The organism is Collinsella sp. An307, from assembly GCF_002161805.1.
Lineage (GTDB): Bacteria > Actinomycetota > Coriobacteriia > Coriobacteriales > Coriobacteriaceae > Coprousia.
Genome location: NZ_NFIP01000009.1, coordinates 76385 through 101941, shown reverse-complemented (window position 1 = coordinate 101941; position 25557 = coordinate 76385). Strand labels below are relative to the sequence as shown.

The 25557-nt window shown below is 64.0% G+C and carries 20 protein-coding genes and 1 tRNA gene; 5 read left to right on the top strand and 16 right to left on the bottom strand.

What is annotated here, in order from left to right:
- Positions 1-29: 29 nt before the first annotated feature.
- Positions 30-932, top strand: coding sequence for a hypothetical protein (locus B5F89_RS08535; protein WP_087431358.1), 903 nt, complete (start codon positions 30-32; stop codon positions 930-932).
- 55 nt (positions 933-987) lie between these two features.
- Entirely contained in the window at positions 988-1242 is a 255-nt protein-coding gene (locus tag B5F89_RS08530; RefSeq protein ID WP_087431357.1) for a hypothetical protein, read from the top strand.
- Between the two features lie 126 nt (positions 1243-1368).
- Here B5F89_RS08530 and nhaA read toward each other — a convergent pair whose 3' ends face one another.
- The 6 genes from nhaA to B5F89_RS08500 all read right to left on the bottom strand — a co-directional run bounded on the left by nhaA (position 1369) and on the right by B5F89_RS08500 (position 10367).
- Positions 1369-2808 (bottom strand): Na+/H+ antiporter NhaA, encoded by a 1440-nt coding sequence (nhaA, locus tag B5F89_RS08525; protein WP_087431356.1) that lies wholly within the window; start codon positions 2806-2808, stop codon positions 1369-1371.
- Positions 2809-3015: 207 nt separating this feature from the next.
- The gene (locus B5F89_RS08520) at positions 3016-3951 is read right to left on the bottom strand and encodes a DHHA2 domain-containing protein (RefSeq protein ID WP_087431355.1); all 936 of its coding nucleotides are present in this window, start codon (positions 3949-3951) and stop codon (positions 3016-3018) included.
- Between the two features lie 127 nt (positions 3952-4078).
- Positions 4079-5038 carry an ROK family protein gene (locus B5F89_RS08515; protein ID WP_087431354.1) on the bottom strand — a complete coding sequence of 320 codons (960 nt, stop codon included), beginning with the start codon at positions 5036-5038 and terminating at the stop codon, positions 4079-4081.
- Positions 5039-5261: 223 nt separating this feature from the next.
- Positions 5262-6587, bottom strand: coding sequence for a branched-chain amino acid transport system II carrier protein (brnQ, locus tag B5F89_RS08510; RefSeq protein WP_087431353.1), 1326 nt, complete (start codon positions 6585-6587; stop codon positions 5262-5264).
- 3 nt (positions 6588-6590) lie between these two features.
- Entirely contained in the window at positions 6591-9284 is a 2694-nt protein-coding gene (locus B5F89_RS08505) for a UvrD-helicase domain-containing protein (protein ID WP_087431352.1), read from the bottom strand.
- Positions 9285-9425: 141 nt separating this feature from the next.
- Complete coding sequence (locus B5F89_RS08500) at positions 9426-10367, bottom strand: undecaprenyl-diphosphate phosphatase (RefSeq protein WP_087431351.1); 942 nt, start codon at positions 10365-10367, stop codon at positions 9426-9428.
- A gap of 209 nt (positions 10368-10576) precedes the next feature.
- Between B5F89_RS08500 and B5F89_RS08495 the strand changes: the two genes are divergently transcribed.
- On the top strand, positions 10577-11014 hold the full coding sequence (locus B5F89_RS08495) for a universal stress protein (RefSeq protein ID WP_087431350.1): 438 nt from the start codon (positions 10577-10579) through the stop codon (positions 11012-11014).
- Between the two features lie 86 nt (positions 11015-11100).
- Here the strand turns inward: B5F89_RS08495 and B5F89_RS08490 are convergent, their stop codons facing one another.
- The 5 genes from B5F89_RS08490 to B5F89_RS08470 all read right to left on the bottom strand — a co-directional run bounded on the left by B5F89_RS08490 (position 11101) and on the right by B5F89_RS08470 (position 17392).
- Complete coding sequence (locus B5F89_RS08490; protein ID WP_087431349.1) at positions 11101-12153, bottom strand: sensor histidine kinase; 1053 nt, start codon at positions 12151-12153, stop codon at positions 11101-11103.
- 9 nt (positions 12154-12162) lie between these two features.
- Positions 12163-12828: a response regulator transcription factor gene (locus tag B5F89_RS08485; protein WP_087431348.1), complete on the bottom strand. Its 666-nt coding sequence runs from the start codon at positions 12826-12828 to the stop codon at positions 12163-12165.
- A gap of 39 nt (positions 12829-12867) precedes the next feature.
- Complete coding sequence (locus tag B5F89_RS08480) at positions 12868-13536, bottom strand: hypothetical protein (protein ID WP_087431347.1); 669 nt, start codon at positions 13534-13536, stop codon at positions 12868-12870.
- 126 nt (positions 13537-13662) lie between these two features.
- The gene (gene purH / locus B5F89_RS08475; protein ID WP_087431346.1) at positions 13663-15306 is read right to left on the bottom strand and encodes a bifunctional phosphoribosylaminoimidazolecarboxamide formyltransferase/IMP cyclohydrolase; all 1644 of its coding nucleotides are present in this window, start codon (positions 15304-15306) and stop codon (positions 13663-13665) included.
- Between the two features lie 109 nt (positions 15307-15415).
- On the bottom strand, positions 15416-17392 hold the full coding sequence (locus tag B5F89_RS08470; protein ID WP_087431345.1) for a DUF2207 domain-containing protein: 1977 nt from the start codon (positions 17390-17392) through the stop codon (positions 15416-15418).
- 209 nt (positions 17393-17601) lie between these two features.
- On the opposite strand from B5F89_RS08470, the gene B5F89_RS08465 reads away from it, so the two are divergent.
- Together B5F89_RS08465 and gluQRS are read left to right on the top strand one after the other, a co-directional pair.
- The gene (locus B5F89_RS08465) at positions 17602-18120 is read left to right on the top strand and encodes a ferritin (RefSeq protein WP_087431344.1); all 519 of its coding nucleotides are present in this window, start codon (positions 17602-17604) and stop codon (positions 18118-18120) included.
- A 188-nt stretch (positions 18121-18308) separates the two neighbouring features.
- The gene (gluQRS, locus tag B5F89_RS08460; protein ID WP_087431343.1) at positions 18309-19271 is read left to right on the top strand and encodes a tRNA glutamyl-Q(34) synthetase GluQRS; all 963 of its coding nucleotides are present in this window, start codon (positions 18309-18311) and stop codon (positions 19269-19271) included.
- A gap of 312 nt (positions 19272-19583) precedes the next feature.
- Here the strand turns inward: gluQRS and B5F89_RS08450 are convergent, their stop codons facing one another.
- The 5 genes from B5F89_RS08450 to asnB form a co-directional block, all read right to left on the bottom strand.
- Positions 19584-19841: a hypothetical protein gene (locus B5F89_RS08450; protein WP_087431341.1), complete on the bottom strand. Its 258-nt coding sequence runs from the start codon at positions 19839-19841 to the stop codon at positions 19584-19586.
- Between the two features lie 129 nt (positions 19842-19970).
- Positions 19971-20061 (bottom strand) — tRNA-Ser (locus B5F89_RS08445).
- 134 nt (positions 20062-20195) lie between these two features.
- Positions 20196-21713 (bottom strand): UDP-N-acetylmuramoyl-L-alanyl-D-glutamate--2,6-diaminopimelate ligase, encoded by a 1518-nt coding sequence (locus B5F89_RS08440; RefSeq protein ID WP_239286725.1) that lies wholly within the window; start codon positions 21711-21713, stop codon positions 20196-20198.
- A 117-nt stretch (positions 21714-21830) separates the two neighbouring features.
- Positions 21831-23438 carry a UDP-N-acetylmuramoyl-L-alanyl-D-glutamate--2,6-diaminopimelate ligase gene (locus B5F89_RS08435; protein WP_087431340.1) on the bottom strand — a complete coding sequence of 536 codons (1608 nt, stop codon included), beginning with the start codon at positions 23436-23438 and terminating at the stop codon, positions 21831-21833.
- A 162-nt stretch (positions 23439-23600) separates the two neighbouring features.
- Entirely contained in the window at positions 23601-25466 is a 1866-nt protein-coding gene (asnB, locus tag B5F89_RS08430; RefSeq protein WP_087431339.1) for an asparagine synthase (glutamine-hydrolyzing), read from the bottom strand.
- Between the last annotated feature and the right edge of the window lie 91 nt (positions 25467-25557).

Genomic DNA, 25557 nt, shown 5'->3' with positions numbered 1-25557 from the left:
GGCATACGAACGACGGCGAAAGGACCCCTATGACCGCCCGCAGCACCGCACGCATCGGCGCCGCGCTCGCCCTCGCCTGCCTTATAGGCGCAACCGGCTGCTCGGCAGCGGCGCCGGCCACCTCGGGGAGCGGCACCGCCAGCGCCGCCCGCAACATCAGTGAGGAGGATGCCATGTTTGAGAGCGAGGCCCTCGTCATCGCCTCCGATGAGGCCGGCCTTCTGTTTGTTGATACCGAGACGGAGACCCCCTATACGCCCGGCGACCTCGCGCAGGCGCGCATTGTGGGCACGGACGGCGAGGAGATTTCTGCGTCCGACCTTGCGCGCGGCAACCTGGTGCGCGTGGTTGGCAACGGCATCATGCTCGAGAGCTACCCCGCGCAGTACCCCGGCATCTCTGAGGTCGAGGTGCTAAAGACCGGCTCTGCTGCTGACGCCGATCCCTACAATGAGCTCGTGGCGCGGGTGCGCCCTACCAAGGACCCGGCCGAGCCGCCCTACGCCGCCCTCTCCTACCGCACCGATGACGCTGTGGTAACGGTCGCGCTCACGCTTGTTAGCTCCACGTGGCAGGACGGCGAGGACGCGACGGGCGAGCGTCCCGCGCCTGCTGTCGCACTTGCGCCGGACGCTCTTGCGGACGCGCGGATTCCCCACGCGCTCGAGGCAACCGTCGAGCTTGATACCCCGGCGACGGCGGTGCGCGCGGTGCGCTGGAACGAGAGCGACCTCGCCCGTGCGGCCGAGGCGGCCGGCGGCTACACGGCGCTTGAAGAGAACCAGCCCAACGAGGAGGTCGCCGTCTCCACCGCGGACGGCGCCGCATCACTCACGATCGAACCCGGCTGGCGCTACGCGCTCACGGTAGAGTTTGCCGACGGCGAGGTCACGTACGCCTTCACCGTTGTCGACCCTGGCGCCGCTGCCTAGCCGCCCGACCTGACCGCCGCTCTAGCTACCCCATCTGACCCACAGGGAGCCCATCATGCAGTTCCAGAACTTTCAGGCAGAGGCCTTTGGTGATCTCCAGCGCCTCGTGGACAGCCTCTTTACCGGCCGCGACGCCGTGGAGCGCCTCGACGTAGTGGTGCAGGCCGAGCTTGTGGACCTCGACGCCGACCTTATCGAGGTCGTAAACCTCCTGCCACCCGGCCGCTACAGCCGCCAGCGTCTCTGCGACCAACTGAACTCCGCGCTCGCCGCACACGGCTGGGGCGCCACGTACGGAACGGTGGAGTAAGGCGCCCCGGAGGAAGCGCCTTCGAGCAAACCACGTTTACCAGCGCATTTTTGGCCCTATTTCGCTGGTAAGCGTGGTTTCGTGAAGGCAAGCGCTGCAAACGCCGGGCGGAACTACGCCACGGGATTAGGCGGCGTGCTTGCGGCAAGCGACGCGCATATAGGCAAGCCCGATAAGTGCGGCCGAGACCGAACCGGCAAGAATGGCGGTCTTAGCAGCCAGAAGCTCGGCGGGGATCTGCGTGAAGGCAAGGCCAGCGATAAGAATCGACATGGTGAAGCCAATACCACCCAGAATGCCCACGCCTACGATGTGGCGCATCCCCACACCCGTGGGAAGGTCGGCCACATGAGTCTTGACCAGAAGAAACGTCATGCCCGCGATGCCGAGCGGCTTGCCGAGCAGCATGCCCGCGTACACGCCAATCGCAACGGGGTCGAACACGAGCGAGAGCGGATCGACCCCCACGAGGCGGACCTGCGCGTTCACAAAAGCAAAAATGGGCAGGATGAGGAAGTTCACCGGTGTGGCGATATAGTGCTCAAGACGCTGCAGGGGCGGCGTCACCCGGTGCACGACGCGCTCCACCCCGCGGGCCGCGTGGGTGAAGTCGTGCTGGCCGAGAATGTGCGCCTCGTCGTCAAAGCGGTCCTCGAGCTCGGGGAGCTTGGCGCCCAGCCAGCCGACGAGCTCGGAGGCAACGATGTCGGAGCGGGCGGGAATGGTAAACGCCAAGATCACGCCGGCGAGCGTGGCGTGGATGCCCGACTGGAACAGGCAGAGCCACAGCACCAGGCCGAGCACCAGATAGGGCGCCAAGCGGAAATGGCGTCGCACGTTGAGCAGAACCAGAAGCCCCGTCACCACCGCGGCAGCAGCGAGCCAGCCCAGATGCGGCGCGTGACCGTAAAACAGGGCGATCGCGGCGATGGCAAGAAGGTCGTCGGCGATGGCGAGCGTCGAGAAGAAGACCTTGAGCGCCGGCGGCACGCGGCTGCCCAAAAGCGAGAGCACGCCGAGGGCAAAAGCGATATCGGTCGCCATGGGGATTGCCCAGCCGTAGACCGCGCCGCCCCGATTGATAAAACCGTAGATGCACGCGGGCACGACCACGCCGCCCACCGCGGCGAGCATGGGCAGAAGCGCCTGGCGCGGGCGACGGAGCTCGCCCACCGTCATCTCGTACTTGAGCTCGATGCCCACGAGCAAGAAGAAGATCGCCATCAGAAAGTCGTTCACAAAAAGCTCTACCGATAGCGAGAAGTTCCACGGGCCAAAGGTGATGGCAACCGGCTCCTGCAAAAACGCGTGCACGGCGTCAAAGGCGGGCGTGTTGGCGCAGATGACCGCCGCAACAGCGGCAACAATCATAACGAGGGCCGAGATGGTGCCGTTTCCGGTAATGCGCTCAAACGTGCTGCGGCGCTCGAGACGGCGGCGCTGCTGCGGCGTGATAAGCGACGCCGGCGCCGTGACACCCCCAACCGGAAGCTCCGCCGCAAGCGCCTTGCGCTCAACCGCCTTCACGGTCGGACGGGCGTTCTTGCGTACGGTACGCTTGGCCATGTCGAGCTGCCGCCTTTCTTCTTGGGTGGGGCTTGGCGCCCCCTTTACATACATCGCGCCGCCATTAGGGCTGCGCTTCAAAAAAGACGAGGCACGCGGGGCGCCTCGCCTTTTTGTGTTGCATATATTGTTACCCAACCCGTGCCGTTTCAGCAGGGTCTTGCCGAGCGCATCCAGACCAAATCCACAGGTCTCTCGCGCTGCAAACTACTCGGCGGCAGCGAGGATGGGAGCTGCAACCTGCTTCTTGCGCGAAAGCACGCCGGGGCACCAGACGCCCTCGGCCTCGTCGGTGATGCCGAGGCCCTTCTGAGCGATGGCGGTGTCGCCCTCGAGAAGCACCTGCGAGCCCTCCTCCATGATGTCGGTCACGCAGAGCACGATGCCGTCGGCGCCCTTATCGGCCTGATAGGCGCGCATGGCCTCGCGAATCTCGGGCACCATGCCGAGCGCGCGGGACTTGTCGACCGTCTCGTACTGACCGATGAGGAGCTTCTTACCGCCGACCTCAAAGAGCTTGATGTCGTTGCCGACCATCTGCTCGGGCGTGAAGGAACCGGACGGGCGGGAGAGGAAAACCTCCATGCCAAACTTGACCGGATCAACGCCGAGCTGCTCGCCGAGCGCGGCCGCCACAACGCGATCAACCGCGGTGGTGGTGGGGCTCTTGAGCATGAGGGTGTCGGTCATCATGGCAGCGAGCAGGCACTTTGCTTGAGCGTCCGTGGGCTTCTGGCCCAAAACGTCAAAGAGCTTGGTGACGATGGTGCAGCTCGAGCCCCAGGGCATGGCCACAATGGTGAGCGGGGCTGCCGTGGTGAAATCGCCAAAGCGATGGTGATCGACCACGCCAACAACCTGAGCGTTCTCGATGCCGGCAACGGTCTGACCGACCTCGTTGTGGTCGGTCAAGATTACCTGCTGCGGCTCGTCTGCAGCCGGGATCTCCTCAAGGAGCGCCGGCTCGTCGATGCCGAGGTCGCCAAGGAGCTTGGCGGTCTCAGCCGGCAGCTGGCCCAGACGGCGGGCCTCGTAGGTATCACCGTTGTAGTTCACCTGGTTCAGAAGCTGGGAGAGAACGACCGCCGACATGATGGCGTCGTTATCGGGGTTGAGGTGTCCGAAGACAAGAACGTTGCTCATGGATGAGCCCCTTTCTGATGCGTATCGCCAGATATCCCTATCTTAGCGAAAAGCGCCGCCCCGGACAGGGCGGCGCCAAAAACGATGCGGATATGCGCAGGCGCAAGCCGCGCATGAACAGACGCTACTAGGCCTCGCGGCTCGCGCGAAGGGCAACGTAGGCCGCGCCGATGATGCCGGCGTCGTTGCCAAGGGTCGCAACCTCAATGGGCGTGTCCTTGCTCACCTTGAGGGCGCGGTCGGCAAACTTCTTGCGCAGCGTCTCCAGGTACACGTCGGAGGAGGCGGAGGCGCCACCACCGAGGACGTAGATCTCGGGGTCGACCACGGCGGAGATGGTCGTGAGGCCAAGGGAGAGGTAGTCGGTCATGGTCTCCATGGCCTCGAGCGCGACCTCGTCACCCTCGCGGCAAAGCTGGAAAACGGTGCGGGAATCGCTGGAGCCGGAGAGCTCGTGCGGCTCGACGCCGTGGGCCTTGCAGGCGCGCAGGTAGTTGGTGACCACGCCGGAGGCAGAGGCGTACTGCTCGAGGCAGCCGCGGCGACCGCATCCGCAGGTCTCGGTCTCGTCGGGGTTCACCGTAATGTGGCCGATCTCGCCACCTGCGCCAAAGGCACCACCGATGACGTCGCCGTTGACGACCACGCCACCGCCGAGGCCGGTGCCGATGGTCACCATGACCATGCTGTCGCGACCCTGGGCACTGCCGCGCCAAAGCTCGCCCATCGCTGCGGCGTTGGCGTCGTTGACGTAGCGGACCGCCGCCTCCGGGCAATGACCCTCGAGTGCCGCCTTGAGCGCGGGCGGATCGATCTCGATGTTGGCGGCAAGCGTAATCTCGCCAGAAGAGGGAACCGGGCAGGGCACAGCAAGGCCGACACCCTTGACCGCGGCCGCCGTGGCGTCCGCACCGGCAACGAGCTGATCGATGCCCGAGATGACCGCGTTAAAGCCCGCCTCATCGGTAAGCGGCGGCGTAGGCACGCTGATCTTGCCCAGAAGCTCGCCGTTCTCGTTGAAGAGACCCTCCTTGACGGAGGTGCCTCCCACGTCGATACCAATGTAGAGCTTGATATCGTCCGCCATGTGAATCCCCTTTCATTGCCAAGGGCGCCGCACATCCGGCACCCCGCATCCGTATGCCGTCTCCGATTGTGGCACAGCCACGGCATGAGCGGGAGATGTTTCCGGTGAACGCTCTCAACTATACTTGAAGAGGTACCAGCGAAGCCCGGGGCTATTAACCGGAGCGGGCGGCGCGGGTATTCCCGACTAGAGAGCCCGGTGGCACCCGGGTTCTACTAATTACTTAGTGGCGCTTGCCAAGCGCCGACAGGCAGATGCCGAGCACCATTCCCACAACGGCGAGCAAAACCCAGCCGAGCCCCATATCGGCAAACGGCAGGGCGTCGAAGATGACCCTCGTGCCGGGCGCAAAGGCGTCACGCAGGCTCACCACAACGCTCGAGACGCCCACAAGCCCAACGGTCACGGGCCACGTGAGCGGATAGGCGTCGAGCACGCGGTGCGCCATGCCGCCAATGACAAGCACGATCGCCACCGGGTAGAGGGCGTTTAGGAGCGGGACGGAAAAGGCGAGAATGGCATCGAGCCCAAAGTTGGAGATGACGCACGAAAACGCTGCAAACCCGATCGCCCAAACGCGGTAGGGCACGCGGGGCAGCTCCTCAGCAAAATAGGTGCCGCAGCAGCTGATGAGCCCGGTGCACACGTTCAGGCACGCAAGCAGAAAAATCGCCGCAACAACCGCCGTGCCGAGCACGCCGTAGTGCATCGTGGCGGACGCTGTGATGACCTCGGCACCGTTGGTCGCCCCTGCAAGCGCGGCAGAAAGGTCAAAGCCCACCACCGCAAGACCACCGTAGATCGCCATCATGAGCACGCCGGCGATGACGCCCGCACGGCACACCTCGCGCATGACGCCGCCCGTATCGGTCACGCCGAGGTTGCGGATGTTCGTGGCGATCACAAGGCCAAAGGTGAGTGAGGCGAGTAGATCCATCGTCTGGTACCCGGTAAGAAAACCCTGCACCGCCGCGTTGGCATCGTAGGGCGCAACCGGCGCGGGCGCCGCCTGGACCTGCCCGGTAGCGAGCGACACAAGCGACGGCACCACCACGCCAACGATAAGCAGGATAAGCGCGGGGCCCGTCACGCGGCCCAACAGGCGCGTAAGGCGCCCAGGGTGCATGGCGAGCGCAAACGAGAGCGCAAAGAACCCGACGGAGAATACGAGGCGCGCCACCTCGACGGAGATGCCGGCGGGCAGCAACGGGGCGAGCATCTCAAACGCCGTGGACGAGGTACGCGGGATGGCAAGGCACGGCCCGATGGCAAGATACACCGCCGCCACGAACACGCGGGAGAACACGGGATGCACGCGGTCGGCGAGCTCGCGCACCGTACCGGCGAGCGCCACCGCAACGATGCCAAGCACCGGCAGTCCCACACCCGTGATAAAGAACCCTATGGTTGCGGGCAGTGTTGCTGTGCCCGCCTGCACGCCGAGTAACGGTGGCAGGATGAGATTGCCCGCGCCAAAGAACATCGAGAAGAGCGTTGCGCCCACCATAAGGGTCGCTTTAGGGCTCAGAGCTTTTGCGTTGCCGGCCATGGTCTATCCCACCTTCACGATGGGGGCAAACCCCTTCATGAGCTTCTTGGTCTGACCGCTCTTCTCAAAGGTGACCTCGAGCATATCGCCCGCCACGCCAATGACCGTACCGGTGCCAAACGTCTTATGGCTCACCTTGTCGCCCACGGCAAAGGTCTCGGCGCGCTTGGCGGCGTCGGGCCGGCGCTGCTCGACCACATGACCGTCCGCACCCATAGGCGTGCGCCGCCGCGGCACGCCGCTGCCAAAGGTCGCGGGCTTGCGCCCCGCATCGGGGCTGATGCCCGTGTGGCGGGACACGCTCCCACCGGTCGAGCGGGTGTAGGAGCCAAAGACACGGCCGCCGTACATGTCCTCGCCCACGCCGGAGCCATAGGTGCCGCGGCGATCGCCGCGCTTCTCCCAACCGATGCCCTCAAAGCCCGCCGAGCCTACGCCCGTGAACTCGATATCCGCATCGGGAATCTCGTTCAGAAAACGGCTGCGTGGGTTTGCCTGAGTGGAACCGTAGGTGCGGCGCGTGGCCGCGTAGGTGAGAAAGAGCCTCTGGCGGGCGCGCGTGATGGCCACGTAGGCAAGACGGCGTTCCTCCTCGAGCTTGGCGGGGTCGTCCGCCGCGGCAAAGTTGGCCACGTGCGGGAAGATGCCCTCCTCAAGGCCCGCCACAAACACCGCGGGGAACTCCAGGCCCTTAGCGGAGTGCACCGTCATCATGGTGATGGCGTGGCTCTCCCCCGCAAGCGCGTCAAGGTCGCTGCGCAGCGCCAGCCACTCGAGGAGCGCGGGCAGAGCACGGCAGGCAAGGGCGCCATAGGTGCGCTCGATCTCTGCGGCGGTCTGGGCGGCATGCTGTGGCGGCACGGGGGCGGCGGCCAAGGTGTTGCCGGCGATGAGCTGGGCGAGCGCCGCTTGGGCGCCCGTCAACGCCGCATCCAGCGTATCGGCGGAAACGGACATCTCGACGCTGGCGGACGCAGGGGTCATGGGCGCTGCGGCCGCAGACGCCGCCTCGGCGGCGGGACCGGCAACGTGATCTGCACGATTTGAACCCGTCCCCAACGAAGCATCGGCGATGCCGGCGGCGCGCAGCTCCTCCAAGCTCTCGAGCGTGCCCTCGATATCGTCGTGCGTCTCCTCAAACTCGGCGGCAACGCCCAGGAATTCCTGAATGTTCTCGACGCGTCCCTCGGACTCTACCGTGCCCTCGGCACGCAGCGCCTGTATGAGGCCCGTCTTCTCGACAATGGCCTCGACCACGCTCTGAAGCTCGCCGTCCATGCGGCGCCCCTCGCGCACGATGGAGACAAAGTCGCCGAGGGCGGCGCGCACCTTGGCGGTAAAACGACCGGTCTCTGCAGTGGCGATCTCGCACGCTTGGAAGAAGCTGCAGCGGTTCTCGCGCGCGAGCTCCTCGATCTTTTGGATGGAGGTGGAGCCAATGCCACGGCGCGGCGTGTTGATGACGCGCTTGACGCTCATCTCGTCCGCCGGGTTTACGATCATCTTGAGGTACGCCATGACGTCGCGAATCTCTGCGCGGTCGAAGAAACGCGTGCCGCCCACGATCTTGTACGGCACGCCCGCACGCAGGAACATATCTTCTAGGATGCGCGACTGCGCGTTGGTGCGGTAGAAGACGGCGATGTCGTCATAGCTCATGCCGCCTGCATGCAGCTTCTCGATCTCGCCGGCAATCCAGCGGCCCTCGTCGCGCTCGTCCGATGCTTGGTAGGCCTGAATCTTGTCGCCATCGCCCGCCGCGGTAAAGAGGCGCTTCTCCTTGCGCTGCGAGTTATGGCGCACCACCGCGTTTGCCGCGGAGAGGATATGGCCCGTAGAGCGGTAGTTCTGCTCGAGCTTGACGACCTTGGCCGCGGGGAAATCCTTCTCGAAGTCGAGAATGTTGGTGATGTCGGCACCGCGCCACGAGTAAATGGACTGGTCGTCGTCGCCCACGACCATGAGGTTCTGGTACTTGCCCGCAAGCAGGTTTGCGATCTCGTACTGCACATGGTTGGTGTCCTGATACTCGTCCACCGAGATGTAGCGGAAGCGCTCCTGATAGCGGTCGAGCACCTCGGGGCGCGTGCGCAAAAGCTCGAGGGCGCGCACGAGCAGGTCGTCGAAGTCCATGGCGTTGGCCGCGCGCAAACGACGCTCGAGCTCTTGGTAGACCTGCGCCGCCTTCTGCTCTTGCGGGGAGCTGGCCTTTGCCTGGAACTCGTCGGGGCCGATCATGGCGTTCTTGGCGGCGCTGATCTTGCTCCTGATCATGTTGATGGGGTAGCTCTTCTGCTCGATGCCGAGCGCCTGCATGATGTCGCGCACCATGCGACGCGAATCGTCATCATCGTAGATGGTGAACTGCCCGGTGTAGCCCAGCAGGTCGGCATCCTCGCGGAGCATGCGCACGCACATAGCGTGGAAGGTGCACACCCACATACCACGCGTACCGTCCGGCAGAAGCGCCTGGAGACGCTCGCGCATCTCGGCCGCCGCCTTGTTGGTAAAGGTGATGGCGAGCACCTGCCAAGGGCGCACGCCCAAATCCGCAATCATGTGCGCGATGCGGTAGGTGAGCACGCGAGTCTTGCCCGAGCCCGCGCCCGCAAGCACCAGAAGCGGACCCTCGGTGGTCAAGACCGCCTCACGCTGGGCGGGGTTGAGCGAATCGATATCAACGGCATACGCAGCCATGGAGTGCATCTCCTCACAGACGGACGCCTTGGGGCGGCGTGTGTTTGAGCCTACCTAGTATACCGACCCGTACGGACAGGGGCCACGGTCGAGCCGCGGCCCCTGTGGCTTTTGGAGTCGTTAGCCTTGCGTTGCGCCTAGCTACGCAGCGATAAACAGAAAGTACGCGAGCACAATGGCGCCGAGCACGATGCGGTAGACGCCAAAGGCGATAAAGGTGTGCTTGCGGACAAAGCCCATGAGCCACTTGATGGCAATGAGCGACACCACAAAGGCAACCACGCAGCCCACGCCCATGATGGCGAGCTCGTTCATGCCAAAGGTGCCGCCGTCGAGCACCACGTACTTGACGAGCTTGAGCGCACTTGCGCCAAACATGACGGGGATAGCCAAGAAGAAGGTGAACTTGGACGCGACCGAGCGGGTGCAGCCCAAGAGCAAACCGCCGATGATGGTGGAGCCGGAGCGCGAGGTACCCGGAATGAGCGAGAGCACCTGGAAGCAGCCGATGCCAAACGCCGTGGAAACCGGCAGGTCCTCCACGCGCGTGATGGCGCCAAAGTCGTTGCCATCGGCGGGCTCGGCGGCCGCGGCATGCGCAAAGTGCGAGCCAGCGGGTCGGCCCGCGGGGGCAACGTCGCCCGAGGCGATGCGGCGCGCGAGCGTGCGCTTGCGCCACATCTCGATCACGATGAACGCAATACCGTAGGCGATGAGCGCGAGCGCGACCACCGTGCCGTTATAGAGGTGCTCCTCCATAAAGTCGTCGAGCGGGATGCCAATGACAGCGGCGGGTATGCACGCCAGCACGATCTTGCCCCAGAGCGCCCAGGTGGCGCGGCGCCCCTCTTTGCCCTTGCTCGGGCTGAAGGGGTTGAGCTCGTGGAAGAAGAGCGCGCAGACGGCGAGAATGGCGCCGAGCTGGATGACCACGAGGAACATGTTCAGGAATTCCTCGGTGACGTTCAGCTTCATGAACTCGTCGACGAGAATCATGTGGCCCGTCGAGGAGATCGGCAGCCACTCGGTGATGCCCTCGACCAAGCCGAGGAACGCGGATTTCAAAAGTTCGATGGGATCCAAAGATGCCTCCCCTATCGCAATACGGCAAGCGCGCAACACGAGCGTGCGGCGCGGCTGTGAACCATTATCGGACAGCGCGCACAACGTCTGGAGCTCGCAGGCCTACGTTCACGGAAACCCAAGAACGATTAGGGGCATTGCGGGTATAACTCGGGCGAGGCATAAACGTCCGGCGGCAAAACGCCCGCCACGACACAAGGGAGGCTCGTATGAAGGAAGGCTATTCGAAGGTGTTCGTTGCGCTTGACGGTACCGAGCAGCAGGACTTTGTCCTCGCGCGCGCCATCAAGGTCGCTGCCAACAACGGCGCCAAGCTCATCATCGGGCACGTCATCGATTCGACGGCGCTCGAGTCCGCAGGCGCCTATCCCGCCGATCTGGTGAAGGGGCTTGAGCAGGCGTTCCGCGACTCTATCGCCGCTCAGGTTGAGGAGGCAACCGCCAACCCCGATATCCCCGAGGTTGACGTCCTCATTCGCGCCGGCCGCATTCGCGAGACGCTTAAGGACGAGATGCTCGACGTGGTCCAGCCCGACCTGGTCATGTGCGGCGCGCGTGGCCTGTCGTCGATCAAGTACGCGCTTTTGGGCTCGATCTCGACGTTCCTGCTGCGCTGCACGGAGTGCGACATCCTGGTCGTGAAATAGGTTTTGCCCATCAAGGGGGTTGCAAACCCCGCCTGGCAATCTTTGGGGAGGGAGGCTCTCGGCGGCCTCCCTCCCCTTTTGTGGCGTCACTCGAAGTACTGGAACTTATTGGTGGAGAACCGCAGCGTAACGGTGAAGCCTTCGCCTTGAACCGAGGACGCACTAATACCCACGCCCATCTTGTCGCACAGCCGCTTCACCAGGTAAAGGCCAATACCCGTGGAGCGCTTGCCTGTGCGCCCGTTCTCCCCGGTGAAGCCCTTCTCAAAGACGCGGGGCAAATCCGCCTCCGACACGCCGCAGCCGTTGTCGGCAACCGTGAGCTCCACGGCCTCGGTCGCAAGCCCCTCGTCAACCAAGCGGGCGGAAAAGGAGATGGTGGGCTGCTCGGCATCGGCGTATTTGACGCTGTTTTGGATGATCTGGCCCAAGATGAACGCGCACCACTTCTCGTCGGTAAAGACCTCCAGGTCTAGGCCGTCGACCACCGGGGCCACGTGTGCGGCAATCAGCGACGGCGCGTTCGCTTTGATGGCGGCGTTCACCAGGCTTGTCAGACGATACTTGCGGATAAGGTAATCGCGCTCAACCGCCTCGGAACGCGCGTAGAACAGCGCCTGATCGATAAAGCCCTCGACGCGGCGCAGCTCGTCGCCCACCGCCTCGATACGCTCGTAGCCGAGCGTATCGCCCGCGCGCTCCTCGAGGTTCTCGAGCATAAGGTGAGCCGCGGCAAGCGGGGACTTTGCCTCGTGCACCCAGGTCTCGATGTACTCGCGGTATTCCATGAGCTGACGGCGACAGGCGGCCTCGTCGTCGCTTGCCGCCTTGGCGATCGCGTGCACTACATCGTAGACGAGCTCGCCCTCGAGAAAATCGGGGCGCGCAACGGTTTCGGCAACCCAACGGGGCTCCGCGTCCCCGGCGGTGGCCCGGGCAAGGTCGCCGAAAAAGGCCCGCTTCCGCATGAAGGAAAGCGCAAACGCAGCGACAATACCCGCAAAAACGAGCAGCGTCACGAGCGCGGTTATGTATGGGTTCACGCCGGCGACGGTAAGGATAAACGCCGCGAGCGCATCTACCGCAACGAGCGGTGCCCACGAAACAACGGTGTCGCGAAGGTATGCCCTAGCGGTCATGGCACCCTCCTATACCGAATACCCGCGCCCACGATGCGTGGTGAGGTAACCGGTGACGCCGATCTTCTCGAGCGTTGCGCGCAGACGGTTGATGTTTACGGTAAGCGTGTTGTCGTCGACAAAGGCATCGGAATCCCACAGCTCGCGCATGAGCGCCTCGCGCGAGACGATCGTGCCCGCGCGGCGCATGAGCAACGCCAAGATGCGCATCTCGTTTTTGGTGAGCTCCACCTGACCGCCCGCGGCGACGGCAACGGAGCGCGACAAGTCGAGGGTAAGTCCCTTGTGCTCGAGCCCGCTTTTTGTGTCGGGGCCGGCGGCACGGCGCAGCAGCGCCTGGATGCGCGCAACGAGCACCCGTGCGCTGTAGGGCTTAGGGATAAAGTCGTCCGCCCCCATGGTCATGCTCATGACCTCGTCAATCTCGGTCACACGACTGGTGAGGACGATGATGGGGACGTCGGAGGCGGCGCGCAGCTCACGGCAGATAAACTGTCCGTCGGTGCCGGGCAGCGTGAGGTCGAGCAGGACGAGGTCGGGATGCGCCGCGATGATGTCCTCGGTCACCTGCGCAAAGTCGGTGGTCGCCACGGTATCGAATCCGTTGCGCTCGAGCACCTCTATAAGCTCGCCGCGGATGGCGGCATCGTCTTCCACTACGTAGATGAGGGGCATGAGAACTCCTTTGCGGTGGGCATCCGTTCCACAGCGCGGCTAGACACGCAACTTATCGTAGCCTTGGGCGAGCATCTCGATAAAGGCCGATTCCTCGCCCGCGAGCGCAGCGTCGGTTGCAATGACGACGCCGTGCTCGTCGGACAGCAACGCAAGCGCACCCGCGCAGGCGCCCGAGAGCGTACGGTACGCGAGCGCCGGGTCCCGCTCGACGCGCAGGCCACGCGTCTCGGCAAGCTGGAGGGCAAGCGATGCCGTCCCGGCAAGCGCATCGTCCTCCGATACGCCAAGCACCAGCGCGCCGTCCGCAGCGCAGGCAAGCACCTCGGGCGCCACGCCCGTCTCGTCCGCCTCACGACGGGCGCCGAGCGCGCGGTAGGCAAGCGCCTCTGCCGCGATGTTGGCAAGCGGTTCGTAGACACCGGTCGACATAGCGGCATGCCCCGCCTTGTCGATAACGAGCATGAGCACGCCGTCGTCCGGCACGGCAACGGTCGTGTCATCCGCAAGCGACCACTCGATATGCTGCTTTGCCCACGACAGCAGGCTACGGGGCACGGCCTCTCCGTTGAGGCGCCGGGCACCGAGCGCCCGAATATGCCGGTTGAGCAGCGGCACGCGACGCGCCGTCATGCGCCAGCGGCACACCAGCGCAGGCTCGCCCAGCGTAAAGGCCTCTTCTTGGGGCGTAGGTTCCTGCGTATCCATACTGCTTCGCTTCCAATCGCTCGGGCCCTGCACACAGGGCGGATGGACGAGCGCCCCGAGCCGCCTCATGGGGCTCGGGGCGCTGTTGCACACGCTGCGGCTGCCTCCCGTATAAGAGGGCAGACGTTAGTGGCGGAAGTGGCGCGTGCCAGTGAACACCATGGCGATGTTGTGCTCGTTGCACGCCTCGATGGATTCGTCGTCGCGCACCGAACCGCCCGGCTGGATGATTGCCGTCACGCCGTGGGCCGCGAGCACGTCAACGTTGTCGCGGAACGGGAAGAAGGCGTCGCTTGCGCAGGCAAACTCGCCCTTCTCGATGCCCATGCGCTCGCACGCATCCTCCGCGCGCTCGCACGCAAGGAGCGCCGAGTCAACACGGTTAGGCTGGCCGGGGCCCATACCAATGCCGGCCTCGTTCTTGGCGATGAGGATGGCGTTGGACTTGACGGTCTTGACCACGCGCCAGGCAAAGAGCAGGTCGCGCATCTCGGCGTCAGTGGGCTTGCGCTCGGTGGGATACGTGAAGTTCGCGGGATCCTCCTCGACCGTGTCGACCTGCTGCAGGAGCATGCCGCCGTCGACAGAGCGGACCTCGAGGCGGGCATGCCCCTCGGCACCGCCCGTGGCGAGCACGCGCAGGTTCTGGCGCTTGGAGAGGCGCTCGAGGGCCTCGGCCGAATAGCTCGGCGCGATAAGGACCTCGACAAACTGCTTGTTCTGATCGGCAAAGTGCTCGACAAGCGAGAGCGGAACCTCACGGTTCACCGCGATGATGCCGCCAAAGGCGCTCTTGGGGTCGCACGCAAAGGCGCGGTCATAGGCGGTGGTGACATCCTCGGCGGTAGCGGACCCGCAGGGGTTCTGGTGCTTCAGGATGACCACAGCGGGATCATCGAACTCGCGCACCGCGTTCCATGCGGCGTCGGCGTCGAGGAAGTTGTTGTACGAGAGCGGCTTGCCCTGAATCTGCTCGGCACCAACCAGCGGGTTGGCGGAGCTGCCGTAGGCTGCAAACTCCTCGGAGAAGCGGTAGACCGCGGCAGCCTGATGCGGATTCTCGCCATAGCGAAGATCCTGCGTCTTGGCGAGGTTCAGGGTGAGCACCTCGGGCGTCTGGAAGCCCTCGTCCCCGCTCGCAGCGGCAACAGCGGGCTCCTCAGCGGCCAGGTAATCGTTCAGCCACGTGGAGATGGCCGAGTCGTAGGCAGCCGTGCGGGTGAAGACCTTGGCAGCGAGGCGGCGGCGCGTGGAGCGCAGCGTCTTGCCCTCGTGAAGGCGCATTTCCTCGAGGATGGCCTCGTAGTCGTTGGGATCGCAGACAACGGTCACGGCATCGTTGTTCTTGGCGGCAGAGCGGAGCATAGAGGGACCACCGATGTCGATGTGTTCGATGGCATCGGCAAAGGTGACGTCGGGGTTGGCAACCGTCTTCTCGAACTCATAGAGGTTCACAACCACCATGTCGATGAGCTGGATGCCGTGCTCGGCGGCCTGAGCCATGTGCTCCTCAGAGTCGCGGCGGGCAAGCAGCGCGCCGTGGACCTTGGGGTGAAGCGTCTTCACGCGTCCGTCCATCATCTCCGGGTAACCCGTGAAGTCCTCGATGGGACGTACCGGAACGCCCGCCTCCTCGATGGCCTTCGCCGTACCGCCCGTGGAGACAATCTCCACCCCGAACTCCTCGACCAGCGCACGGGCGAAATCGACAACGCCCGTCTTGTCGGTCACCGAGATCAGCGCACGCGCGATCTTACGCTCAGTTCCCATATATCCTCCTTGCCTCCTGCCGACCCCGCCCGATGCGGCGCCGCGAAAGAAGTCCCTCTAATGTAGCGCAACCGCGCACATCCGGCACGCGAGAGATGCCGCCGGCACCTTAAAAGGTACCGCCGCCTCCGCCACCGACGCCGCCTCCGCCGCCAAAGGAGAAGCCACCGCCCGTGCCCGCCGCGGGGCTTCCCGCGCTCACAGCAACGCTCGCCACGGCGCTGCCGTATGCATCGCTCGCGTCGCGCATAGGGCTTGCGTGCATACCGTAGTGCGGCCAGAACCACCACATGAGCGGATAGGGGTAGGATGCGACCCCCGCATAGGCAACGTCTGCCACACCAGCGGCGGCATGGGCAGAGGACTCGTCTGTCTGGGCCACAAGCCTGCGCAGCGCCCCCTCACCCACGCCGACCGCTGAGGCGTAAACGAGCATGAGACGCCCCTCCTCAGAATCGAAGTCAACCGCCTCGCCCGTCCGTGCTGCGCGCTCGATCCAATGGCGAAATGCCTCGCAGCGCGCTCTGAGCTCGGCAGCCTCACGCGTGACGATACGGGCGGTAAGCGCAATCACCAACGCGACGATGGTAAGTGCGAGACCGATGCCAAAGGGCAAGAGGGTCGCCCCGTCTGTGGCAAGAGCGAGAATGAGCGAAGCGCAGAACAGGACAGCCGCCGCCACGGTTGCGACGGACTTGAAGGTGTCTACAGACGCGACCAAGCCGCGCACCTTGAGGTCGCGCTCGACGGCGTCGGTGAATCCCGAGGTGAGCGCCTCCGCGGTGGAGGCATCACCCGACGTGCAGGTAGAGAGCGCCGCAAACGATGCCAACTGCGCGTCCTCGCGGAAGAAGAGACGCAGCGCCGCACCATCGATACCCGACTCCGCAAGGCGCGCGGGATCGCGCAAAACGAGACGGTAGGATGCCTCGCCCGCGGCATCTTTAGCCGGGTGATCGGATACGTCGATCACGCCCTCGTCGGTCAGCTTCATCAGCGTGACAACAAACGAGCGACGCCCCACGCGCCCGTCATCCATAGAAGCCGCGACGGTTGCCGGATGGGCATCGGTGGGCACCTCGCGAAGATACTCCTGCTGGAAATCCGCCTTAGGGGCACGGCAGCACAAGATGCGGTAGGCGGCGACCACTACGAGGAGCACCGCGGGAAGGGCAATCTGCGCGCCCGAGCCGACGGAGATGAGCGCCTGCATCTGGGCGCGACGCGCGTTGGCATCCTCCGCAAAACCCGCCTCCTCGGAGAGGACGCGGTCCATGCGCTCCGTCTGGGCGGCATCGCCCACCGGTGCCAGTCCTGGCACCCAGCTACGTGGGAAGACCACACGTACCTCGGCATATTCGCCGTCACGCACGCGCGGCACGGTTGCCGTCACGCTGGGGACAGCCCCGTCGAGTGCGACCTCGCCCTCAAGCGGGCCGTGCGCCCACGCACGAAAGTTCTCGCCCACAACGCCGTCCTCACCCGAGGCATCAGCGCCCGCAAAGCGGACCGTGAGCTCGACGTTCTCCGAGCTCTCCTCCCAGTCCGGCCCCACAAACTTCCAGTACAGCTCGGCCGTATCCGCCCACGCCATAACGGCACCCGTAAGGCCGTAGCTCAGGCGAAACGTTGCCTGTGTATCATCTGCGTGCGGCGAGAAGAGCTGGATACGAATCGCATCGTCCTCTTCTGTAACGGTAAAGACCCCGTCATCGCCCGGCTGCGCCTCGCCCACGCGCTCAAGCGCGCGCTCGGCGCCGCCCTCGTCCACAATAGCGGCACTCAGAGATGCCACATCTACCCAAGAGGGGCGCCCCTGCTCGTTTGAGGCAATGGGAATCGTCCAGAAGACGCCGTTCACCTCGTCATCAAACGCGAATGTGCGCTCCTCCTCCACATGAAGGGCGCCGTCCTCGAGCACCGTCGCCTCGATGCACACGCGCGGCATCTCGTAAGCTTCCGCAGACAGTGGCGTAAGGGCCGCAAGCGCGCAGGCCGCAACAAGGCAGGCAATCACAGCGAGGGTTCGCGTGACGATGGGCCGCAGCGCCGCCCGTGCAGGGATCGAGACGTTCATGTCGTGCATGGGGACCTCCCATCGCTTTTGGTTAGAGCCATTGTACCGTCGCGTGCGGACACCTATACGCCGCGCCCTCGCTTGCGGGGCGAGTGGCAATTGCGGAGAGGAGATGGGGCGGACGTGGGGGAATTGTGGACGCGTTTGAACGGCGCCACGCGGGTATACAGACAGTGCGACTCGGAATCGCACACACAACGGATGGGAAAGGAACACTCATGGCACTCACCGAACAGGTAACGACGGTCCTGAACGATCAGATCAACAAGGAGCTCTACTCCGCCTACCTGTATCTCACCTTTGCCGATTACTACGAGGATCGCGGCCTCAAGGGCTTTGCCAACTGGTACGAGATCCAGGCGAAGGAGGAGATGGACCATGCCATGGCCATCCGCCGTTACCTCCTCGATAACGACTTCACGCCCACGATGGAAGCCATCGCCAAGCCCGACAAGGTCTTTGAGAACGACCTCCAGCCGCTTGAGGCGGGTCTTGCACACGAGGAGTATGTGACGAGCCTCATCCACCACTGCTACGAGGTCGCGCATGAGCAGCACGACGTTCGCACCATGAAGTTCCTCGATTGGTTTGTAAGCGAGCAGGGCGAGGAGGAAACCAACGCCCGCGACATGATCACGAACATGAAGCTCTTTGGGTGCGACCCCAAGGGTCTCTACGACCTCGACCGCGAGTATCAGGCGCGCGTCTACACCCAGATGACCGCGCTTCCGCTCTAGCCTCCCTTCCTTTGCGGGGCGGCTCCCCCCTAGCCGCCCCGCACAAACCGTCCCCCCTTTTCCAGGAGCCCCCGGGTATGCAGGCCCGGGGGCTCCAGCCGTTTGCGGGTAGACGCCCGGCACGCCGCATACCATGACGGCACGCTTTTCTGGCCGCGAGCGCGGCAGCTCCCCTATACTCTCTAACCATGAGTAGCACATCCAACATAGTCGGGCGCTTTGCCCCCACGCCCTCCGGCCGCATGCACTTGGGCAACATCTACGCCGCGCTCGTGGCATGGCTATCGGTCCGCAGTGCCGGCGGGCGCATGGTGCTGCGCATAGAGGATCTCGACCCGCGCACCCAATCGGGACCGTGGACAGACTACCTGCTCGCCGACCTGCACTGGCTTGGTCTCGATTGGGACGAGGGACCCTACTACCAGCGTGACCGTGTTGAGGCGTATCAAGCCGCCCTCGAGCAACTCCGCGACGCGGGACTACTCTACCCGTGTTTCTGCACACGCGCCGAGCTCCACGCCGCAAGCGCACCCCACGCGAGCGACGGCACGCCCATCTACGCGGGCACCTGCCGAGGTCTCTCCCCCGAGGAGGTCGCGCGACGCTCTGCCGAACGCCCCGCGGCGCTCCGCCTTAGGGTGCCCGACCATGATGACCCCGCGGGCACGATTTCCTTTATCGACCGTGTCTTTGGCCCGCAAACCGAGGTCCTCGCCCGCGATTGCGGCGACTTCCTCGTCCGCCGCAGCGACGGCGTCTTTGCCTACCAGCTTGCCGTGGTAGTTGACGACGCGCTGATGGGTGTCACCGAGGTTGTCCGCGGACACGACCTGCTCAGCTCCTCCGCACGCCAGATCTATCTGCAGCGCCTGCTCGACTACCCAGAGCCCGCCTATGCCCACGTGCCGCTTCTGGTTGCCCCCGACGGACGCCGCCTCTCCAAGCGCGACCGGGATCTCGATATGGAGGGCCTGCGTGAACGTTTTGGCACACCCGAGCGCCTGCTGGGGTGGGTCGCCGGCACCGCTGGCCTTGCGCCGGATACCGAGCCGCGCAGCGCATCCGGACTTGCCGAGCTCTTCAGCTGGGACCTCGTCTGCGCGCATCGCGGCGATATCGCGGTAACAACAGCCAGCGACTTCTGTCAGTAGCCAGCAGATCTTGTCAGCAAGCGCACCGCTACGCTACGTGTTGCCCCTTTGCCTGGAGCACGATACTGCGAAGCTCTTCCGAGCGCGTCCAGCCATGGGCGAGGGCGCGCTCATCTACAAATGACATGAGGGATACGGGGAATCGCACGGTATAGGGCCGAACTTCTTCAGGGGCAAGCGATGGCCTTCCTCGGCGAGGTTTACGGAGCGTCTTTTCGTCCCACGTGTCCTCTTCGTACGACGTTCCACGCGCATCGGCTTCGGCTTCGGTCATCCCGATACTCTGCAGCAGTCTTTCATCGCTCATGGAAATCACTCCAATCCCAATTCACGGCGTGCTTTGGGCGTCGGCGGTGTAAAGGCATGCCAAATAACCCAGTCGCCGTTTTCGTTTGCTCTGCCCACCATTTCGATAAGCCTTCCGCGCGCATCGTAACCAACCGCAAGATATTCAAATGGCCTTGCATCGGAACGTGCCGCCGAAACAATGGCGTGCTCCCAAGCGTGCGCAACGTCCTCAGCTCTCAGTTCGGGATGGCGAGCATGAATCCTTTCCAAAACAAATACCATATGCCTGCTCCTTTATTGTAAGACAATATTTAAATGAGCGCATGCCTCCCTCCGTCCTTTCTCCTTGCTGCGGCCAGATAACAAAAAACGCCCGCCTCCCAGCAGGGAAACGGGCGTATCAAATTCGGCTGGCGGAGAGCTGGGGATTCGAACCCCAGATTCCCTTTGGGGGAATACTCGCTTAGCAGGCGAGCACCTTCGGCCTCTCGGTCAGCTCTCCGTTAGCAGCATCACATAATACCGTACTTGCGCGCCGCTGCACAAGTTGCATGCGGAACTTTCGCAAACACGTCGAGCATTCAGGCGGAACCACACGGGCAAACCGCCCGTCCGCGCCAGAGCGCGTCGCAGTCCCTATGCCTCGGCCAAAAGCCGCGCGAGCTGCTTACCGTCCGGCTCGTAGGGCTCGCGCACGTCATGGCGCAGCATAAAGGCATCGTTGCCCTTGCCGGTCACCACTACAACGGCCGGGCGCTTTGCACCTTCCACGGCACGCACGATAGCCTGAGGACGATCGAGCACAATCTCCCACCTGTTATGACCCTGTGCGCTCACCGCGCGGGCGATAGCGTCGCAGATGACCGCCGGGTCCTCGGGGCCGGGGTCGTCCTCCGTGATGATGATGCGGTCGGCGAGCTTGCCGGCTGCCTCGCCCATCGTGTCGCGACGATCGACGCCCTTGCCGCCGGTGGCTCCAAAGACCACCGTAAGCTCGCGGTCGGGGTAACTCTCCCGCATCTCGCCAAGCAGCGCCGTGAGGCTCATGCCGTTGTGCGCGTAATCGACCACGCCCACAATCTCGCCCGACGCACTCGGGTAGACCTCCATACGACCAGAGACGCGAACCTCGGCAAGACCCTGGACGATATCCTCAGCATCCACGCCGAGCGCCTCTGCGCACGAGATAGCCCCGAGCGCATTGGCAAGGTTGAAGTGAGCAGGGGTGGGGAGGTAAACGTCGCAGGTAAAGCGCGGCGTGCGGACCGTAAAGGAAATGCCCGAGCCCGCGCGCTCCCAGCGCGTGAGCACCACATCGGCGGCATCGTTCTCAAGCGAATAGGTCAGCACGCGCTCGCAGGACTGCGCCGCCTCAAGCACCTGCGGGGCTACCTGCATGTCGAGGTTCACCACGGCGGTACGGCAGTTGCGGAAGAGCATGAGCTTGCTTGCGAGGTAGTCCTCGACCGTCGGGTGCTCGATGGGCGAGATATGGTCCTCGCCAAAGTTGGTAAACGCGCCCACGGCAAACTCCACGCCGAGCGTGCGGTGGAGCTTAAGGGCCTGGCTCGACGCCTCCATCACAAAGATGTCGCGGTCCGCAAAGACCGCATTGGCAAGGCGCCGCTCGAGTTCGGGCGCCTCGGGCGTGGTAAGCACGCTCTCGCCGCGCTCCGCGCCGTCGTCGTACTCCACGCCGGTAATGAACGCGGCCTCGGGCGCACCCGTGCGCTTGGCGCGCGCCGCAAGAATGCTCCGCAGGTAATACACGCTCGTGGTCTTGCCCTTGGTGCCCGTGAACGCACAGACCTTGATGCGGCCCGAGGGGTGGTCCCACGCTGCGTCGGAAAGGATGCCGAGGGCACGCCTGATATCGCACGCATGAATGAAGGGGATATTGACCCCATAGTCGACCTCGGAGATGTAGGCAACCGCACCCGCCTCGATGGCATCGAGCAGGTAGTCGCGCTTAAAGGAGGCGCCTTTGCAGATAAAGAGCGTGCCGGGCTTTACCGCATGGGAGTCGCACGAAACCCAGCGGATGGGCAAATCGGCGAGAATCGGACCCGCCGGGGGCTCTGTCACCAGCGCGTCGTACGCGCGGAGGATCTTTAGGTAATCACGCAGCGAGCGGACTCTTTGAGATGCGGGCACAGCGCCTCTCCCCTCTTGTCTGCCGGCAATACGCCGCAGCCGTTGCGGCCGCACAGCGCCTGACGCTGCAGCTATTGCGCGCCAAGCGGGTAGCCAGAAACACCTTCGCGAGCTACCTTACCCCCGTAGAATCTCGCGGGCAAGACTCAAATCGCTTTTTACCTCAGGATAGCTGTCGCCACGGTGCTGGCGCGTCTCGTCCCCCTTGGCAAGCAAGAGCACGGCCGAGGGCCGCTCGTCGGCAAGGGCCGCGTGCAGAGCGTGCGCGACCGCCTCCTCGCGGTCGGGGATTATCTTGTAGGCAACACCTGCCGGCGTGTTTGCCGCAAGCTCGGCGCAGATGTCCTCCACCGCCTCGTGCGCGGGGTCTTCCTCGGTGTATATGAGCAGGTCAGCATAGGCGCCGGCAACGCGCGGCAAGGTGCTGCGGCGCTCTTGCGCCTTATCGCCCGGCGCACCAAAGACCGCAATGACCCGGCGATCTGGATACTGGCGCTTGACCGACGAGAACAGCGCGTCAAAGGAAAGTTCGTTGTGCGCGTAATCGACAATGGCGAGCACATGCCCGTCGCCCGAGCTCACGAGCTCCATGCGCCCGGGGACGCGAACATGTGCGAGGCCGCGGGCGATGGCATCGTAGTCAAATCCCATCAGGCGGGCGATGGCACAGGCGGCAAGCGCGTTGTCGACGTTGAAGAAGCCCGTCATGCCAAGCACGATGTCATGGCGCGTCGTGCGCATCGTGCCCGCCGCACCGCGCGCCTCCACCGTGAAGGCGATGCCCCCGTCAACCGTCTCAATTTCAGTTGCGCAAAAGTCGGCATTGCAACCGCGCGCGGACGCCGCCGAGCCCTCAGCCGAGACCGCGGGTGCATGATCGGTGTGCAGGGTTACCAGCCGCTTTGCCGAGGCGGATGCAGCAGCAAGTACCTCCTCTACGCGCTCGGTATCGAGGTTCACCACGGCGGTTTCGCACTGCTCAAAGATACGCAGCTTGCTCTGGAAGTAGTCCTCAAACGTGGGATGTTCGATGGGCGAGATATGGTCGCGTCCGATGTTCAAAAAGCAGGCGATTTCAAAGGGAACACCGAGCACGCGGCCGTACTTGAGACCCTGGCTCGACACCTCCATGAGCATCACGTCTCGCCCGGCATCCACCGTGTTGCGCAGATGCAGCCACAGGTCGGGTGCCTCGGGTGTAGTGTTGTGGCTCTCAAACGCGCACACGCCGTCGTCCGTCTCAATCGAGCCCAAGATGGACGGCGTCACGCCCGCCGCGCGCAGGATGGAGCGCAGCATGTAGACAACGGTCGACTTTCCCTTGGTACCCGTGATACCCACAATGGTGAGGTCATGCTCAGGATGCATGTAGATGAGCGGCGCCACGAGCGCCATGGCACGGCGGACCTTCCCCTGATACACTACGATGCAGGGTACGCCCGGTGCTTGGGCGGAGAGCTCCTCGGCCCGCTCATCGTCCTCACAGAGATACGCAGCGGCGCCGTGGCGCACGGCATCCGCAAGAAACGCGGGACAAAACGCGGCGCCCTTGCAAACAAAGAGGTTGCCCGGGGAGACCTCACGCGAGTCAATGGCCATCCCGTGCACCTCGGTACCTTCGTCGCCACAAACGCGTGCCCCCATGCCTCCCTCACCAAGAAGGGAAGCGGCCGCACGCAGCGAGACGGCGGGAAAACGATCGATAGCAGGCAGATGCTCACCCATGGTAGCCTCCAGATGGCTGTTGACCATGAAACGCGGACAGGACGCGACCTCGCTATACATAGAAGTATGCGGCCGGAAATGTATCCCGACCGCATGAATGGCATCCGTACATCGATTGTTCCGCACATCACCACATTCCGCACATCGCGGAACGGAGAGCGATTACTCGTCGATAAAGTAGCGCTTGTACCAGATGAGGAACGTGAGCGCGGTATAGATCTTGCGCTGGTTGAGTGCGCGACCCTCAAAGTGATCGTCGAGCATCTGCATGAGCTTGCTCGTATCGAAGAACTCCGACGCCCACGGAGCTGTGAAGTACTCCTTCACGTAGTCGTAGTACTTCTGCTCGCGCAGCCAGAACTTGAGCGGCACGGGGAAGCCCTTCTTGGGGCGCGTCGCCCACTCGTCGGGCAGGCAGCGGTTCGCCGCATGGCGAAGCACCTGCTTGTTGCCGTTCTCGTTCACGCGGAAGCGCGCGGGCACGTGCTCGGCAAACTCCATGACCTTCTTGTCGAGGAAGGGCACGCGCAGCTCGAGCGAGTGTGCCATGCACATCTTGTCCGCCTTGAGCAGGATGTCGCCCGGCAGCCACATGTTCATGTCGAGGTATTGCTGTTTGGAGAGGGCGCAGAAGTTCTTCACGCGCCCGTAGACCGGCGCGCAGAGCTCAAAGGCGTCCGGGCCCTTGGCGTACGCGGGCTTGAGCACGTCGTTTGCCTCGTCCTCGCGGTAGACAAACGCCTGGCCCACAAACCACTTCTCGGGCATCTCGGCGCCCTTGAGCAGGAAGTTCCTGCCCTTGAAGTAGTGCTTGTTCTCCACAAAGCGGCCCAGCGCGCGACGGATGGCGCGCGGCACGATGCGCTTGTAGCGCGCGACCTCGCGGGTGTCCTCGTACCATGCGTAGCCGGCAAAGAGCTCGTCGGCGCCCTCGCCCGAAAGCACAACCGTGACGTCCTTGGCGGCAAGCTCGGCCAAGAACCACAGAGGTACGCTCGAGAGGTTCGACTGCGGCTCGTCCATGTGGTACTGGATCTGCGGGAGCACGTCAAAGAACTCGTCTGCCGTAATCATCTTGCGGACGTTCTTGATGCCGAGCTTATCGGAGAGCTCGGCGGCGTAGTTGGTCTCGTTGAAGTCCTTGTAATCAAAACCCACCGAGAAGGTGGTATCGGGCATGAGGCAGGCGGCAATGTAGCTCGAGTCGACACCGCCAGAGAGGAACGAACCCACCTTAACGTCGGCGATGCGGTGCGCGGCCACGCTCTCGTGGACCACCTGGTCGCACGCCTCGACGTACTCCTCAAAGGTCTTGGAGTTGTCGTCGGAGAAATCGGCGTCCCAATAGCGGCGGATGTCGATGGAACCGCTCGCAAGGTCATAGGTGAAGCAGTGGGCCGCGGGCAGCTTGTAGACACCGGCGAAGAACGTCTCGTCGGTGGCGGGGAACTGCAGCGTGAGGTAGGGGCGCAGCGCCTGGGGGTTCACGGCCTTCACGAAATCGGGGTGCTCGAGGAAGCTCTTGATCTCGCTACCAAAGAGGAAGGCGCCCGTGTTGGGGCGGCCGTCGCGGCCGTCGGCGCGATAGTAATAGAACGGCTTGATGCCAAAGATATCGCGCGCGCCAAAGAGCTTGTGGGCGCGGCCATCGTAGATGACAAAGCCGTACATGCCGCGCAGACGGTCGACGAGTTTCTCGCCCCACTCCTCGTAGCCGTGGACGAGGACCTCGGTGTCGGCATGGCAGTGGAAGGTATGGCCGGCGGCCTCGAGCTCGACGCGCAGCTCCTGGAAGTTGTAGATCTCTCCGTTGAACGTCACAAATACGCTGCCGTCCTCGTTGCCCATGGGCTGAGCGCCTGCCTCGGAGAGGTCCAAGATGGAAAGACGGCGGAAGCCCAGGGCCACCTCGTCGGTGAGATGGCTACCGCCCATATCGGGGCCGCGATGGACAATGCGGTCCATCATGGCGTCAAGAACCTGCTGCCTGTTATCTATCTGGCCGGTAAAGCCGACGAATCCGCACATAGAGACGTTCCTTTCATGCGGTGTGCTCGCGCATAATCGCTATCTGAGTAAGCGTACCACGCCTCACCGCCTGCGCCTTAGGGTGCATGTA

Bases quoted from the DNA above. Each gene is read 5' to 3' on its own strand.
- B5F89_RS08535 (WP_087431358.1), top strand. From the start codon at position 30: ATGACCGCCCGCAGCACCGCACGCATCGGCGCCGCGCTCGCCCTCGCC.
- B5F89_RS08530 (WP_087431357.1), top strand. From the start codon at position 988: ATGCAGTTCCAGAACTTTCAGGCAGAGGCCTTTGGTGATCTCCAGCGC.
- nhaA (WP_087431356.1), bottom strand. From the start codon at position 2,808: ATGGCCAAGCGTACCGTACGCAAGAACGCCCGTCCGACCGTGAAGGCG.
- B5F89_RS08520 (WP_087431355.1), bottom strand. From the start codon at position 3,951: ATGAGCAACGTTCTTGTCTTCGGACACCTCAACCCCGATAACGACGCC.
- B5F89_RS08515 (WP_087431354.1), bottom strand. From the start codon at position 5,038: ATGGCGGACGATATCAAGCTCTACATTGGTATCGACGTGGGAGGCACC.
- brnQ (WP_087431353.1), bottom strand. From the start codon at position 6,587: ATGGCCGGCAACGCAAAAGCTCTGAGCCCTAAAGCGACCCTTATGGTG.
- B5F89_RS08505 (WP_087431352.1), bottom strand. From the start codon at position 9,284: ATGGCTGCGTATGCCGTTGATATCGATTCGCTCAACCCCGCCCAGCGT.
- B5F89_RS08495 (WP_087431350.1), top strand. From the start codon at position 10,577: ATGAAGGAAGGCTATTCGAAGGTGTTCGTTGCGCTTGACGGTACCGAG.
- B5F89_RS08490 (WP_087431349.1), bottom strand. From the start codon at position 12,153: ATGACCGCTAGGGCATACCTTCGCGACACCGTTGTTTCGTGGGCACCG.
- B5F89_RS08485 (WP_087431348.1), bottom strand. From the start codon at position 12,828: ATGCCCCTCATCTACGTAGTGGAAGACGATGCCGCCATCCGCGGCGAG.
- B5F89_RS08480 (WP_087431347.1), bottom strand. From the start codon at position 13,536: ATGGATACGCAGGAACCTACGCCCCAAGAAGAGGCCTTTACGCTGGGC.
- purH (WP_087431346.1), bottom strand. From the start codon at position 15,306: ATGGGAACTGAGCGTAAGATCGCGCGTGCGCTGATCTCGGTGACCGAC.
- B5F89_RS08470 (WP_087431345.1), bottom strand. From the start codon at position 17,392: ATGCACGACATGAACGTCTCGATCCCTGCACGGGCGGCGCTGCGGCCC.
- B5F89_RS08465 (WP_087431344.1), top strand. From the start codon at position 17,602: ATGGCACTCACCGAACAGGTAACGACGGTCCTGAACGATCAGATCAAC.
- gluQRS (WP_087431343.1), top strand. From the start codon at position 18,309: ATGAGTAGCACATCCAACATAGTCGGGCGCTTTGCCCCCACGCCCTCC.
- B5F89_RS08450 (WP_087431341.1), bottom strand. From the start codon at position 19,841: ATGGTATTTGTTTTGGAAAGGATTCATGCTCGCCATCCCGAACTGAGA.
- B5F89_RS08435 (WP_087431340.1), bottom strand. From the start codon at position 23,438: ATGGGTGAGCATCTGCCTGCTATCGATCGTTTTCCCGCCGTCTCGCTG.
- asnB (WP_087431339.1), bottom strand. From the start codon at position 25,466: ATGTGCGGATTCGTCGGCTTTACCGGCCAGATAGATAACAGGCAGCAG.